Annotated in this window: 13 protein-coding genes and 1 pseudogene; 8 read left to right on the top strand and 6 right to left on the bottom strand. The window is 53.8% G+C overall.

Annotated features, from left to right (window positions below; translation table 11 throughout):
* The first annotated feature begins 14 nt into the window (after positions 1-14).
* Positions 15-767: a hypothetical protein gene (locus KF707C_RS14025; protein WP_003452360.1), complete on the top strand. Its 753-nt coding sequence runs from the start codon at positions 15-17 to the stop codon at positions 765-767.
* A gap of 54 nt (positions 768-821) precedes the next feature.
* Here KF707C_RS14025 and KF707C_RS14030 read toward each other — a convergent pair whose 3' ends face one another.
* The gene (locus KF707C_RS14030; protein WP_003452359.1) at positions 822-2,336 is read right to left on the bottom strand and encodes a multiheme c-type cytochrome; all 1,515 of its coding nucleotides are present in this window, start codon (positions 2,334-2,336) and stop codon (positions 822-824) included.
* Positions 2,337-3,098: 762 nt separating this feature from the next.
* Here KF707C_RS14030 and KF707C_RS29105 point away from each other — a divergent pair.
* From KF707C_RS29105 to KF707C_RS14045, 5 genes are all read left to right on the top strand, one after another.
* Positions 3,099-3,749, top strand: a complete 651-nt coding sequence (locus KF707C_RS29105) for a hypothetical protein (protein ID WP_131679678.1) — start codon at positions 3,099-3,101, stop codon at positions 3,747-3,749.
* The gene (locus KF707C_RS29110) at positions 3,734-5,692 is read left to right on the top strand and encodes a hypothetical protein (RefSeq protein ID WP_145959069.1); all 1,959 of its coding nucleotides are present in this window, start codon (positions 3,734-3,736) and stop codon (positions 5,690-5,692) included. Before KF707C_RS29105 ends, KF707C_RS29110 begins: the two co-directional genes overlap by 16 nt.
* Complete coding sequence (locus KF707C_RS14035) at positions 5,649-6,638, top strand: ATP-binding protein (RefSeq protein ID WP_036992958.1); 990 nt, start codon at positions 5,649-5,651, stop codon at positions 6,636-6,638. Before KF707C_RS29110 ends, KF707C_RS14035 begins: the two co-directional genes overlap by 44 nt.
* 380 nt (positions 6,639-7,018) lie before the next feature.
* Positions 7,019-7,933, top strand: a complete 915-nt coding sequence (locus tag KF707C_RS29115; RefSeq protein WP_131679677.1) for a hypothetical protein — start codon at positions 7,019-7,021, stop codon at positions 7,931-7,933.
* 34 nt (positions 7,934-7,967) lie between these two features.
* Complete coding sequence (locus KF707C_RS14045; RefSeq protein WP_081608087.1) at positions 7,968-8,471, top strand: DNA-binding protein; 504 nt, start codon at positions 7,968-7,970, stop codon at positions 8,469-8,471.
* 262 nt (positions 8,472-8,733) lie between these two features.
* On the opposite strand, the gene KF707C_RS14050 is transcribed toward KF707C_RS14045, so the two are convergent.
* On the bottom strand, positions 8,734-9,867 hold the full coding sequence (locus KF707C_RS14050; protein WP_003452352.1) for a site-specific integrase: 1,134 nt from the start codon (positions 9,865-9,867) through the stop codon (positions 8,734-8,736).
* A 78-nt stretch (positions 9,868-9,945) separates the two neighbouring features.
* On the opposite strand from KF707C_RS14050, the gene KF707C_RS14055 reads away from it, so the two are divergent.
* Positions 9,946-10,836 carry a DNA-binding protein gene (locus tag KF707C_RS14055; RefSeq protein WP_036992954.1) on the top strand — a complete coding sequence of 297 codons (891 nt, stop codon included), beginning with the start codon at positions 9,946-9,948 and terminating at the stop codon, positions 10,834-10,836.
* A gap of 35 nt (positions 10,837-10,871) precedes the next feature.
* Here KF707C_RS14055 and KF707C_RS29765 read toward each other — a convergent pair whose 3' ends face one another.
* Complete coding sequence (locus KF707C_RS29765; RefSeq protein WP_036992951.1) at positions 10,872-11,099, bottom strand: AbrB/MazE/SpoVT family DNA-binding domain-containing protein; 228 nt, start codon at positions 11,097-11,099, stop codon at positions 10,872-10,874.
* A gap of 71 nt (positions 11,100-11,170) precedes the next feature.
* Complete coding sequence (locus KF707C_RS14065) at positions 11,171-11,596, bottom strand: hypothetical protein (protein ID WP_228846181.1); 426 nt, start codon at positions 11,594-11,596, stop codon at positions 11,171-11,173.
* 120 nt (positions 11,597-11,716) lie between these two features.
* On the opposite strand from KF707C_RS14065, the gene KF707C_RS14070 reads away from it, so the two are divergent.
* Positions 11,717-12,007, top strand: a complete 291-nt coding sequence (locus tag KF707C_RS14070) for a helix-turn-helix domain-containing protein (protein WP_003452348.1) — start codon at positions 11,717-11,719, stop codon at positions 12,005-12,007.
* A gap of 81 nt (positions 12,008-12,088) precedes the next feature.
* Here KF707C_RS14070 and KF707C_RS29770 read toward each other — a convergent pair whose 3' ends face one another.
* Entirely contained in the window at positions 12,089-12,736 is a 648-nt protein-coding gene (locus KF707C_RS29770) for a DUF6088 family protein (protein WP_074971674.1), read from the bottom strand.
* 85 nt (positions 12,737-12,821) lie between these two features.
* Positions 12,822-13,972, bottom strand: a pseudogene (locus KF707C_RS14080) (IS3 family transposase).
* Between the last annotated feature and the right edge of the window lie 181 nt (positions 13,973-14,153).

Genomic DNA, 14,153 nt, shown 5'->3' on the forward strand with positions numbered 1-14,153 from the left:
GCCATGAGGTGCCCATGGGTCTTCGCAAGACGCTATTTTCCCCAGTGTTGATCTGCCTTTCGTTTCCCGCTCTGGCGGGGGATTTCACCCTGTCTTCCGGCGCGGATTATTCCCGTGGCGATTACGGCGAGGCCGTCACCAGCGAGACCTGGTACGTCCCGGTGATCGGCAAGTACGAAAGCGGCGCCTTGACCTACAAGCTCACGGTGCCCTGGCTGCGCATCACCAACCCCTCCGTCGGTCCGGACGGGGTACCGCTGGCGGGTGATTGCGATCGCATCGAAAGCGGCCTCGGCGACACCGTCGCCAGCGTCGATTACGCCGTGCTGGAGGGTGGCGATGGCGGCACGCTGCTCGTTGATCTGGTCGGCAAGGTCAAGCTGCCCACAGGGGACGAGGACCATTGCCTCGGTACCGGCGAGACGGATTTTTCCGGGCAGATAGACGTCACTCAGGGCCTGGGGCCGGTCACCGGTTTCGCCACTCTGGGGTGGAAGAAATTCGGCGATCCGGACGACACGGATTTCCGCGATCCGCTGTTCGCGTCCCTGGGGTTGGTGACCCGCCTGGCACCGGCGACCTCCATCGGCCTGGCCTACGACTGGCGCGAGAAGGTGGTCTCGGAGGGTGACGAGATCCAGGAATTAACGCTGTTCCTTACCCAGCGGCTTAGTCCGGAGTGGCGCGTGCAACTGTACGCGCTGGCGGGCTTTTCCGATGCCAGTCCCGATTCGGGGGGTGGTCTGCTGCTGAGCCGTCGATTCTGATCAGGACCTTGTTGTCAGAAGCGGGGCAGAGGGCAGGGCGGCGATGACGCCTCATCAGAACCTGGACGGAGCGACGAGACTCCTGGCTTCACGTATGACTGGTACAGGCTCAAGACCGACGCTGGTCTCAGCCTCGGCCATGGGTGTGATCTCCACCTGCAATTGCTTCGGGCCGAGCAAGTGATCCACGAGCCGTTGCGGAAACGGCCAATAGTTGAGCGTGGCTTTCAAGGTCACGGGGCCTGTCGCATCAGCCGGAACCAGGAAGGAGAACTCGCGGATGTCGTAACCCTTCGGCAGGATACGGTTGTCGGAGAGGATCTGGGTTGCGTTCCAGACTTCAATATCCAACTCCTTGCCGTCCTTATCGCCCAGGTGAACCTTGAAGTTGCGCGTCCCTTGCTCAGTGGCCCCGTCCTTGACTGCACCCAAGCGGTAGAGCTCTGTCCCTTTCCCATCAATCACACGAAAGTCGATCCATACCTCGCGACCTTCCGGGAAGCCTGTCGGAAGTTTGTGCCCAGCACCGACATTGGCCACCTTGATGCTCACTGACGCTTGTTCTCCGGGCACCATCTGCGCCGGTATGTCGTAAAACTCGATCTGAGCCGCACGGCGCAACGATTCACGTGCGCGCTGTGCGGCCTCGCGCTGGCCGAGATATTCCAGTACTGCCGCGTTGGCGCCGCTGAACCAGTGCGAGGCCACATCCTCCCGATGCGGCCCCATGATGGCTGCCTGGCCCGCGAACCCGGGCATGTGGCAACTTTGGCAGGTCGCGCCGCTGAGGCTGTAGGGGCTTTCCAGCCATTCGTCATAGGTCCGCTCAACCGCCACTGAGCTGAAGGGATGGGTCACGTTGTGACAGGTGGCGCAAAAGTCCGAGCGCGTGTGCAGCCCCGAGTACAGGGTGTCGTGATAGGGCGATACCGCGTCCTGGCGGGGACCGAATTTGGTCGGTTTGCCATTCGTTCGGGGGCTCAACACATAGGCGCCGTTATCCAGCCCTGTGCGCGCACTGATGTTGTGACAGGTTTCGCAATCCACGCCTGGCATGGGGTTGTGCTGAGCGGTGAACTCCACTGACGCGCGATTGACCGCTGAGGTGATCTGACCGGTGGTGAGACCAATGGGCGTGTGGCAGCCGGTGCAGAAATTATCCACCTGTCCATCGGTCGCTTCGCTCGCATGCCGGAGCAGTGCGCGGTAAATCGGCTCCTCCCAGGAGTGGGCCATCATCGACGTCCGCCACTGGCGGTAGATCTCTGTATGACAGGCGCCGCAGACCTGCGCGTCGTCGAAGTCCTGGGGCCTCAGCAGCAGGTTGTCGGGTGTGTTCGCTCGATGCGGAAAGAACGGCATGCTGCCCTTGTCCTGGGTCAACTGCGAGCGCGCAGGTTCCAGCCATTTGGTATTGCGCTCGCGGAGTTCTGCATGCGTCAGGGGCGAGAGCAGCAGGATCAGGATCAGCCAGGCTGCGACCTGCGTGGGGCGCCAGCTCTCGGGGCACCAGTAGCCGGTCGTCGATGGAGTGGCCAAGGCCTGACTCGAAGCAATCAAGCTGTCCATGGTGCGCCCTTGATGAGTCAGTCCAAACGGCCGCCTTGGTCGGCAGCAGAGCCCGGCCCCGGCGAACCCGTCAGCCTGAACGATTGGTAGTTCAGGGACCTGGGACTGACAGCCGACCGTGCAGGCCAGGCCGCTGTGCGTTGTCGCTGAGGTTGCTCGAAGTAGTAGGTTTGCACCTGGTAGTCGTCAAGAAAGCGGCATAGCCGTGTATCTTGCTGATAGGGTTCGCGTCTTATTGATTTAAAACGTTTTTCAAGAAATCTAACGAGCTCGTGAGAAGCGACGAAGCACTACAAAAGAGCTACCGAACGAGCAGTTCGGTAGCTGAGGGCGTCGACGACTGCGGCTGGGGCGTGTGGAAGCTGCGATGCCGATTGCAAGAACTCGACAGGAGTACGAGTAGGACGAACTAAAAATACGAAAAGATCGGGATATTAAGGCTTTGATTTTTTTGCAAAATATAAATTTTTTCATCTTTCAAAACTGCTGGAGAAGAGTAAATGCTATGCGGTAGCGCTGTAATGGCTCTGTTATGAACTAAAGATCAAAAATGGTAGATGACCCGATCGACTAACGTATATAGCGAAGCGCCATATGCATAACCAATCCGAAATAAACAAAAAGCTTTTTATTGGGAAATAGTCTAGGGGTCTTGTTATCATCTGATATCTTGCTAGAGGGCCATCTCCGCCTGTACGAAACAGTACCTATAAGAGAGATCACCATGGACCCATCTATTCCTTGTACTAGGGAGGGTGGGTTGTGGTTAGGCGCAATTCTAAGATTTCAAACTTTACCAATCGTGGTCAGCACTTTGGGAATTCATGGGTAGTCTATAGCCATAAAGCTCGAAGAAGCCTTACGATTGTTAACGACATTGAGCTATGCTACTGGCTTACATTTTTGGAGTTTCAGCCAGACGTACTTAAGTTTAACCTTCATCCCGCATTCCGTATATTACCCACCAAAACGCCACGAAAAATCCTACTGACATCCGAAGCTACTCTCGTAGACGGAGCGTTAGAGTGGCATTTACTTTTTTCTCCAGAAAAAATCAATTTTGACTATCTGGCCGAACTGAGAGAGTACGCCAACAGTTGCGGGGCAACGCTGCGAGAATTTACACCAGCGACTATCATTCCGCACAAATATAAAATAATGCCTCTGCTGAAGGTATGTGCATGCTTGGCAGCTGGAAAAGAATATTCTCTTCCGCCAGAAATAGTAAGCAAGGCTCAGTTTTACATCAGGCAGCGCGTCAGAGGTTGCATGAGCGATCTCTACGAGCAACTACGAGATTTTGACACGGCAACGGTGCACTATCTTGTTGCAAGAATGTTTGTCGAGGGTCGCCTTAAAGTTGAGTTGTCCCCGTATTTTTTCAGTCCCAGCACCGAATGGGTGAGCGCATGAATGTTCGTGGGCGCTTAAAGGGTATCAATCTAGAAGAACTGATGCATGTTAATCCGGAGGCACTTCAAGAAAATATTAGAGAGGTGTTTGCCAATAGATTGACTGTTATTCGGTTAATTAACCAGGGCAGAACAGGAAGCTTCATCTATCGTCGATGTGGCATCTCCAACTCCGAGCAAACTCGACTAGCTAATAGATTTCTCCAGCGTGACCCTGAAGGTAGATATTTTGGCGATCGCGCGCTGATTCCCCAGGTGCGTACAACAGAGTATCGGAGAAATGCGCCTATACAGCCAATGAGAAGCCAGCAGCAGGGTGGTTTGAGCGGAGTTCTTAAGCTGACCTTAGAAAGGTATCCTACAGTAGCGACTGAAATTTCCAATTTCATTCTCCGATATCACAGTAACTTTTCTGGTCAGAAATTTGATCGAAAGTTCATTGCAGCCAAATTCAGATCGATACTTAGGGAGTCCGGTGTTACGGAAGATGAGTGGCCATTTAACCATAAAGGGTTAGGTCAAAGGACGATTGAGAAATATATTAATGAAATCCTGCGCAGCGATTTCATGTGTGCTGCTTCGACGCTTGGAGAGTTTGGCGTAACACATGCACAAATAGGTAGTGGGGAGCAAGGGTTGATCAGCCCCAGTCTACCATTTGACGTAGTGCAACTGGATGCCTACAAGGTCGACCAAATGTGCATAGTTAAAGCGGAGCCACTGCCCGGAATTCACACATCAAGAGTTATAGATCGTTTTTGGCTGTTGGCCGCTGTGGATACCGTGTCAACGGGAGTGCTTGCTGCGAGATTCGTGTTTAGCAGCGAGGTAAGGGCTCAAGACGTAGAGGATGTTTTGATCAGCGCTTTTCTGGGAAATTGGAAACCACGCGACGAAGCTGAGTTGCAGAACTTATCCTATGTTCCAGGTAGTGGAATGATTGGCTATGTGCTTCCGGAAACGAAGGGAGCGCTGTGGGGGGCGCTTTTTCTAGACAATGCGATGGCGCATCACGCGGACAGGATCAAGATTAAGCTAAAGGAATTGATTGGCTTCTCCGTAAGCTATGGTCAACTTAAACGACCTGAACGGCGATCCATAATTGAAAACACTTTTAAGCAGATTGCAGAACAAGTTATGCATCGGAGCCCGTCAACAACTGGGAGTGGACCCGGATTTGGCCGAGCAACTGACGCCGAAAGTAATGCAGAAAAATATGAGATATTTGTGGACGAGGCTGAATGTCTGCTCGACGTTTGGTTGGCTAACTTAAATGTAACCCCCAGGTCCGGCTCTACCTTCTCAATGAGTCCTGTTGAATTGATTCGAGCGCATTTGAATAATTATAAAGTGCCAATTTACCTTCCGACGGCGCGGGAAGAGAGCCTTAACAAAACCAAGCTAAGCCTGGATGTTGAATACTGTATTGTCAGAGGAAGTGCCGAGTCAGGAGTGGCCCCGCACATCACTATCGATAAGGCTCGGTATACCAACAAGGTTCTATCAAGGTCGCTGGAGTTAGTAGGGCAGCGACTGCTCGTCAAAATTGACCCCAAAGACCTTCGGCAAGTGGAAGCGATTCTTCCCAATGGGCAATCGCTGGGTTGCCTGAGCGTATTGGGCTACTGGTCTAAGACTGCCCACAGTCGAATCACACGGAAGCTGATCAATCGTGCACTCAGGGACAGAACGCTGGAAATAACGCGAAAAGACGACATTGTAATGTCCTTTGTAGATAACCTCTTGAGGAAGCGGAATAAGCGAAGCTTACTGGAATGGCAGCGAATGGAAAGGGAGCTTTCATCATTAGGGCAAAGCTCGTCAGGTGACGATTCAGAGAGCATTGAACGAACTGCATTTCAGCTCACTGACGGTGGAGTGACTAAGTTGGAGTTTCTGGATGATTTCTTTGATCAGTCCGCAGGGGGCGTTGCTGATGAATAGAGATCAGATGGATGCGCATGCCGTGTTCAGAAAGGATTTCACGGTAATAACCAATGCAATAGCAAAAGCAAGCAGCACGGCATTGGAAGCCATATTCATGCGGCAAACTGGCCTGATTTTTCACGGCCTTTCAAGAGTGGGAAAAACTTCGTGCATCAAGACCATCAACTCCAAGCTTCGCGGGTTTATGCCGCGCGCTTATGTAATCCAAATTGAGGTGGTCAAGAAAGAGGGTTCCTTCACAAACAATATACTCGATCAGCTAGCCACGGAGGAAGGTGTGAAGTTTCGAAGTCGAGAAACTCCGGTAGGTAAGTTAGATAGGATATCAGAGCACGTCATTAATCGTTGCGCCGAAAAATTTTGCAATCATTGGGTGCTGCTTCTTGACGAGTTTCAAAGACTTCGACCTCATGATCTGCATGTGCTTTTTGATTTGTTTAACAGGCTGGATCGTAAAGGTATTACTATGACCATACTATCGTTTGCGATGCCAGCTGTTTTCAAACAACGTGAAGATCTCATGTATGCTGGAAACAGCGAGCAACTAATCGCGCGATTCATGAGTGAGCTCATCGAGTTTAAAGGCTGCACCAGCGCTCAGGATCTCGCGGTAATATTGCAGACTTTTGACGAAAAATCGGAATATCCTCCTAAATCAGGTATCACCTATACCAATGGTTTCGCACCTCAAGCATTCGCAACGGGGTTCAGGCTGGAGCCACTTCACGGCTCATTCTGGAAAGCTCTTAACTCCGCCTCTGCCGGAGGCTATAAGAACAACGTACCTCTTGAACATCTATTTTTATCAATTCGCTACCTGCTAAGGTATCTGTCGCAAAATGACTATTCCAGGATTGTCATTCCAGATAAGTTGCTCGATGAGGTGGTGCAGAAATCGAATCTTCCGCAATTTTGTATGCTCAATGGAGGAGGGCAGGGGTGAAGCAACTGCCATTTTTTATTCGACGTGCCTATCCATTCGAGTCTACTGTCGGAATCATTGCCAGCCTGGCGCGATTCAATGGGGTCAATCCTGTCGATGTAATGCGGTGGCTGGAAATAAGAAGCGCTGGGAGTGTTCATAAGCTTTTCTATCTACCCGAGAGGGTTGCCAGCGCTCTGCCCTCAAGTCGGGCGCATGACTACAGGATGCATTTCCCCTCAGCGTTCCGACTGGCACCGTTCTCAGCGACAATGGTTGTACGGTACTGTCCGGAGTGCTTAGTCTGGGGATATCACTCTACCTTTTTTTGCCTGCCTCAGGTTGAAACATGCCTGATTCACAATGCCCCCCTCAAGCCGCTGTGCAAGTGGTGTCACAGCATGTTGAGTCGTGATCTGCTTGATGCACCATGCTCACAGTGTGGTTTCTATGTTTGCCAAGCATTAAACCAAGTTAAATACCGCTGTTCCCCAACGATCGCGTTAAAAACATATAGAGCGGGAAAAGCACTAGCGGCGTGGTTTAAATTTGTCCGGAGCGGTGCACAATCAGGATCACCTTTCTTTATAAAACTGGACAAACTCGGTAGCTACACTGAAGACCCCATTGATAAAGTACTCATCACTTCCCTCGGTTGCCCGATTGCTAAGAATGAGGGCGTCGTACGGCGTCAAACCAAGATCGTGAACTGGGAAGTGCCGTCCAATCGCCGTCATTGGAAAGATTGGCAAGGCGCATGCCGAAATATAGAGACAGTCCATTTGCAGAGACATGAGTATTGTCTTGCGCATTGCGAAGGGTTGCTAGGGTATTGGGATGGAGTAAAGACACCTAGACCAACATGCCTCAAAACTGCTATTTACCTGCTCATTCGGTTGCGGCTAGCCATAACCTCCAGTGTGCCGTGGCTGCCTAGCAAGTTGGATTGCTTAGGTTTTGGATACATTGATGCGCTTCAACAATCGACATTCATTGATCAAGAGATTCCAGTGGTTTTGGTGAAAGTATATTATTTGAAGTTGTTATACGATGCTAGCATTTATCTCGAGCTTGGTTATGTCATAAGATTTAGAGTTAGAATGTGGCAAGGGCTGCTCCATGAGTTGGCGGCGCCCGCCGGCATCTCGATGAGGCGGGAAACAGTATTGGGGGTCGTTTCTGAAACAATGTTGCGGTGCCCACATGTGCGTCGCGTCGTTAATACTCCTCATCTCTACATCTGTCGCGACAGCGACTCTAGTTGGACTTTGTCCTTGGCTTGCAGTGGAACTCAGCAAGTCATTATGGATTTATAGTGCTGTAAACGAAACAGCTATTTAGGAGTTCAATATGGTACCTAAAGGACCTTCCATTACACGCTTGGATGTAGCGCGCGCGGTTAATTTTTTGATTGGAGCAGGTGAGCAGGTGACGATTAGGGCAGTGAGAAATACTATCGGAGCCGGCAGCTTTACTACAATCAGCAAATATCTTCATGAGTCTGCGGTGCACTTGGACGGTGTTGGTACGCATGAGACGGATGAAGTCGCTGAGCGTAAATTGCCCAAAAAAGAGCTGGCTCCGCTACTGAAAAGCTCTGCAAGGGTGGACTGCCGTACAACCTCAGTGCTTGATGGCCTTGCAGGAGAGTTACGAGAGATTTTTTTTCAATGCGATGAGGTCATCCGCAAGGCTGAAATTGAAATAATTACTGCGCGAGAAAAGCTTCAGAGATCCATCTCAAACGCGGACAGACTAACGCACGAAAAGCACGCGCTTATTCATGAGGTTCGTAAATTGCGGGCTGAACTCGCGGCGCTCAAGGGGCATATTCAATTCAAGAATCAGCAGTAGCTTGTATCAAGCCCCGACTTCACTGGTTTCGGCTCGAGCGCTGTCGAGCTATTCGCCTTGAGGCGGCGAGACCAGCCTTCAGCATATTGCTTTGGGCTGCAGGTTAACCGTGGCTTTCTGTTCTGCATGGTTCAGGATCACGAAGGCTATTAATCGCGGAGCGCCGACTGATCCGACAAAGCCCTTCATCGAAAATGCCCTCAGTAACCATGCTCCGACTTGTGGGGCAGCGATTTCGTAAAAGCGAATGTTTGGCGTTTTCTCAGGGACTTCTGTCGCTGTCAGATCTTTCTTCCGAAGCAGTGGCACCCACGGCCGGGCCTAGCAACTGGCTCGCCTGACTGGATAGCAGCGACCCCGCCTGGAAGTAGTTCATCACCGTGGTGACGCTGCGGTGCTCAGTCATAGCCATCACTTCGCCGAGCGGTACGCTCTGACGCCCTGCCTCGGTGACGAAACCTGAGCGCAGGCTGTGCGCGGCCCAATCGCCGTCCAGGCCCGCCAACTGCGCACGGCGCTGGACAATTCGCGCCACCTGGTCGGCTGACAGGCCTTGGGTGCCGACCTTGCCACCCCTATAAATTCGACGGAACAGCGGTCCGGATTCGGCAGGCGCGACTTCCAGCCAGGCGGCGAGGGCTAGTGCTGCCGGCCCACGTAGCGGTTTCTCGCGGCGCAGCCCGCCGGTGTCGGTTTTAGTCGTGCCCAGTGCGTAGAGCCAGGTGTCAGCATCCAGTCGGCGTACATCACCGATCTGCAAGCCGACCACTTCGGAGCGACGGCGGCCACCGCCACTCCATGCCAGCAGGAGGAGGGCGCGATCACGTATCCCGCGCACGCCGTCGGTGCAAGTGGCAAGTAGCGCTTGCAACGGCTCGAGGATGATGGCGGTTTTCTTGCGCACCGACACGCCATGGCGCGACTGGGCTTTGCGCGCTTCGCGCAGCAAGGCCTTCAACGCCGCCGTCTCGGTTGGACTGCCCCAGCCGTTAATCCGATGCCATTTACCGAGTACCGCCAGGCGATGGCTGACGGTGTTGTAGGCCAATGGGCCGAGTTTGGCCTTGACTCGCGCAGCCACCAGCGCGGCGTCGATGGTAGGTGGCAAAAGGTGCACCCAGCCACCGCCAGCCGTCGGACGAGCCAGGTGGTCAACCACAAACTGTATGGCTACCGAGGAGGGCAATGCCGCATCGCCCAGCGCCTGGCCGTAGCGCAGTTGCAGCCACGCCGACCAGTAGGCGAGAGCGCTGCGGTAGCTGCGCAGGGTGTTGGCTGCGGTACCAGCGGCGATGAACGCCGCTGCCGCTTCCTGGGCGTTGATCGCCAGAGAATGTAGGTCCAGCTGCGTTTCGTTGGCCAGCGATAGGTGTTCTGTAATATTTAATACGTTCAACGTATTATATTTCCAAATTCAAACAAATAAGGTCGGATAACATTTGTTTATCAGATCTAATTTAACAGGAGACAGGGTATGGCGGTAGGCGTGCCGGAAACCGATGTATTCGCGGCTGCGGATGCGGTCTTGGCCCGCGGCGAACGGCCGACGGTGGAACGAGTTCGGCTGGAGCTCGGGCGTGGCAGCCCGGCGCGCGTCGGTGCACTACTGGATCAGTGGTGGGGGCATCTGGCCGAGCGGCTTCGCGGTGAAACACGGCTGCCAACACTACCGGCAGAGGTTTCGCAGTCCTTTGTCGCGATCTGGCAGCAGGCCATGCTATTGGCGGAGGGCGTTGCCGAGCAGGCGCTGGCCGAGCGACGCGCCGTGATAGAAGCCGAGCGGTTACAAGTGGCCGCAGTCGAGGATGAGGCACGACAGTTGATAGCCAAGGCCCGGCAGCAGGTAGCTGCCGCACAAGCAGCTCAGCACACTGCCGAGACTCGTCTAGCCGACTTGGAGCTGCTGCTGGTACAGCACCAGACACAGCTGGCGGACCAGAAAAGCCGCTGTACGGAGCTTGCCGAGGAGCGCAGAGTAGCTGTGCAGGAGGTGACTGTGTTGCGCCAAGAGTTGCAGGTCGCACAGCAGCAGTTGATCCACGAGCGTGATACCGCGACGGCCTACCTGCGCGGTATCGAAGATCGCGCCCACCGCGAGGTCGATCGAGCTCGTGAGGAGAGTAGGCTAGCCGCCGCTCAACTCAAGATCGTGACAAGGCAACACGGCCAGTTGCGCCAGCGGCTAGACACAGTGTTATCCCAACTTCTCGAGGCACAACAGGTCGCTGCCGCTGAGAAGGCACGGGCCAGCACCCTTGAGCAGCAACTGGTGAGACCTACCCGAGCCAGGCGCACAAAGGCTAAGCCGACCAAGTCGAAATCCAAAGCGGCTGCTCAAGCGGAGACTCCCGGCTCTGGGTGTTAGTTCTGGTTCCTTGAGGACGCTGATTCGCCTAGTGGCTAAGCGTTTAACTTTGTCGCGGAGTCCATGTGCTCAACTAATTCGTCCGTTCGGTCTGGAACGAGGGGGGTCTTGCTCAGCACAATACAGCGAGTAGTGCCGACATACTCTTCGATGAGATAGAGACTGTCCCCGACCTCAACGCCCATTACTTGGAGAATTTCATCAGGAATCCGGATGGCGCCATCGCCGTCCCAGTCTTGAATCACTACCCGAGTTGCAGCCATCTTTCGAAACCTCTGATGGTAGAGCTGGCGCCCTACAATGACGGACTACTTCTGTCGTTGCGAAATGCCCTCTAAGCATTGATGTCATTCCGTCGCAGATGCATTTCGGCCGAAAAAATAACGTCGGTGACAATCAGTGCCTCCAAGTTTTTCCGGTGATGCATTGAGTAGCTGACGCCATCGGCGACTTTATAGAGGTAGCCCGGATCTCCGGCGGGCCCATCTCGAACGATGCAAATTTCTTTCAGTGGCTCCATCAACCACGTTGAGTGGCCATTGACGTGTGCCGGTGTGACCAGCTGCACTTCCTCCACCCAGGCCAGATTCGACTGATCATCAATGATCTTTTTTAGATCATGGGCGTGATTAAGCATCAGCATGCTTCGATAGGCCTGACGGCCGTGGCGTCGGGCGATTTGCAGGTAGAACCAGGGCCAGCTGATCTCCTGCTCAACATAGCTCCACAGTTGGGCGGTGGTGCCCTTTGCGGTATCCAAGTGGATCTCCGCACTCCGGTAAGTCGTGAACATAGCCCTGCACCTGAAAATGAAACCTATAGATTGTAGCCCTATAGTGTACGTGAAGGCTTCATCGATCCCTTTTTAAGGATCGGCAAAATGGAGCTGAACACAGCATTCGGGCTGGCGCTTAAAAGGCTGCGCAAGCAGCAGGGCCTTACCCAGGAAGACTTTTCCAACGTCAGTAGCCGAACCTACCTGAGCAGCCTGGAGCGTGGCATTAAGGGGCCGACCATCGAGAAGGTCGAGCAACTCGCCAGCGTGCTGGATGTCCACCCGGCTACCATTCTGGCCGCCGCCTATCTGATCAAAGAAAGCGGAGTAGCGCGCCGTGACCTCGTTCTGCGGATTGAGGAGGAGCTCAGTCGCCTTGAGAATGCGCATTATTGATAATACGACTATGATCTATCAGTCACGCGATAGGATTTGAAATGGAGCGCAATCCCTGAGCCCAATGAGGCCTTCCGGGCATTACTTGTGAGATCTACTGCCAGAGTGCTCGGGTGGAAGGTTACGTTCGCAGCTAAGCTCAAGTGCTCTGCGCATCCACTGAGGCATTTTGCAGGTCATCAGGGTGATTTGGTCTGCAGGCTTGAGCGCGTTTTGGATGGCTGTAATGCATCCTGCGTTTGCACCTTCTTTGCCTAGATAAAAGAGAGCACTGATTGCTGTCCCAACTTCGGTTCCGGCATGCTGCATAACCGATGGCGGAGCATGTATCAGACGTACCTCACCTTTCCCGAAATGGAATGATCGACTTGGCCCGCTAGTGTAGTAAATCGGGACCAATGGCATCTGGGTGCTGAGACCAAACATTCGTACAGCATTGGCGCCATGCATTTGGAGGGTTTGACGGTTCTGCCTGGCAATCAACCTCACGACCTCCCAAGCACTAGGCCGGTACCGCGCTACATACCGACTAGGTTTGGGGCGCATGTAGATGCCTCGATGTAGCCTCTCTAAGTCGCCTCTGTTGACCAGCAGTGCTATTGCCTTGTAAACGGCATTGCGGGTGCCAAACTCCGCAAAGTTCCTGATAGAGAAGGGCTGTCCTTTCGGTAGGCGCTTGACCCGCTGTGCAATGCGGATAGATGTCGATTGAGATTTATCATTCGGCATTGCGGTTTCCACGCCTAGGATATGAACTCTATCGCTGCTTCCTGCGACTGAGGAAGAACAGCGATCTAAATAGGTCTCGGTTTTTTTATAAACCGTCCTGCCTCAGAAAATAACGACGCTCGAACTCTATCGGCGATAGCTTCTCGGTGAAACTATGTCGTCGCTTGGGGTTGTCGAATACATCGCTCCATGCTTTGCCGCGGCTCTCGTAGATTCTGCGCTTGATCTGCTCGCGCTTGAGCACTTGGAAAAAGCTCTCGGTGATTGCGTTGGCATGATGTTTGCTGGGTGACTCATGCTGCTCGTCAGATTGTTGGCTCGGATAAAGCGCTGCCAGTCCGCACTACTGAACTGACTGCCTTGGTCGGAGTGAATCATCACCTCTTGTCGCGGCTTGCGTCGCCATACCGCCATCAGCAGCGCGTAGATAGCCAGATCGCTGCTCATGCGGGGCTCCATCGACCAGCCGATGACCCGACGAGAGAACAGGTCGAGCGCTACTGCCAGGTAGAGCCAGCCTTCATAGGTGCGTATGTAGGCGATGTCGGTGCCCCAAACCTTGTTCGGCTCACTGACATTGAACTGGCGTTCCAGTCGATTCGGTGTCGGCGTAGCTGGCTTGCCATCGTAACGGCCAGGCCAACGACGATAGCACGTCTGCGAGCGCAATCCTTCCACACGCATCAGCCTGGCAACACGATGTCGTCCGCAGCGCTCACTCAGTTCACGCAAATCCGCATGGATCTTGCGGCAGCCGTAGACACCACCGCTTTCCAGCCATGAATGCTTGGTCATGATCGTCCTTGGCTCGCGCAGACTTAGGCCCGCTCAGCCAGCCTTAGTAGCCGCTGGGATGCACTTTCAGCACCTGACAGAGGCGTTGAACGGCGTAGTCCGCCGAGAGCTGGCGGACAAAAGCGTACTTCAGCCGGACTCCTTGGCAAAGTACGCGGCGGCCATTTCAGGATGTCGCGCTCCTAGGTCACTCGCTGAGCTCAGCACGTAGGCGGCGCAGTTCGGCCTGCTGATCATCTTCGCGCTTGCGCTGGGTCCGGTATAGGCCGGGGATGTCTACTGGAGCGGGGGTAGTCCACTTACTGTAGTGCTTAGTCCACACATACAGGCTTTGTGTGGATACGCCCAGCCGAGCCGCAACCTCGGCAGCAGGGAGGTCGCATTGGGTCACTTGCTTGACCGCTTCGATTTTGAGTCCTCAGGGTAACACTGGTTGCTCATGGTACCTCCTAAAGGCCTCAATTATGAGGCCCGGAGGCCTCTAGGGAAGCGGGGCGATACAATATTCAATTCCGCTATATGTCCAGGCGACAGCTCAAGCTCCCGAGCTGAATCAGCGCCTAAAGAAATTGGCAAGTCCTGTAGCAAGCAGTAGAGAATGTTAAAAATAAGCGGGAATCAC

Source organism: Pseudomonas furukawaii (assembly GCF_002355475.1).
GTDB classification, from domain to species: Bacteria; Pseudomonadota; Gammaproteobacteria; order Pseudomonadales; family Pseudomonadaceae; genus Metapseudomonas; species Metapseudomonas furukawaii.

Bases quoted from the DNA above. Each gene is read 5' to 3' on its own strand.
- KF707C_RS14025 (WP_003452360.1), top strand. From the start codon at position 15: ATGGGTCTTCGCAAGACGCTATTTTCCCCAGTGTTGATCTGCCTTTCG.
- KF707C_RS14030 (WP_003452359.1), bottom strand. From the start codon at position 2,336: ATGGACAGCTTGATTGCTTCGAGTCAGGCCTTGGCCACTCCATCGACG.
- KF707C_RS29110 (WP_145959069.1), top strand. From the start codon at position 3,734: ATGGGTGAGCGCATGAATGTTCGTGGGCGCTTAAAGGGTATCAATCTA.
- KF707C_RS14035 (WP_036992958.1), top strand. From the start codon at position 5,649: ATGATTTCTTTGATCAGTCCGCAGGGGGCGTTGCTGATGAATAGAGAT.
- KF707C_RS29115 (WP_131679677.1), top strand. From the start codon at position 7,019: ATGTTGAGTCGTGATCTGCTTGATGCACCATGCTCACAGTGTGGTTTC.
- KF707C_RS14045 (WP_081608087.1), top strand. From the start codon at position 7,968: ATGGTACCTAAAGGACCTTCCATTACACGCTTGGATGTAGCGCGCGCG.
- KF707C_RS14055 (WP_036992954.1), top strand. From the start codon at position 9,946: ATGGCGGTAGGCGTGCCGGAAACCGATGTATTCGCGGCTGCGGATGCG.
- KF707C_RS29765 (WP_036992951.1), bottom strand. From the start codon at position 11,099: ATGGCTGCAACTCGGGTAGTGATTCAAGACTGGGACGGCGATGGCGCC.
- KF707C_RS14070 (WP_003452348.1), top strand. From the start codon at position 11,717: ATGGAGCTGAACACAGCATTCGGGCTGGCGCTTAAAAGGCTGCGCAAG.
- KF707C_RS29770 (WP_074971674.1), bottom strand. From the start codon at position 12,736: ATGCCGAATGATAAATCTCAATCGACATCTATCCGCATTGCACAGCGG.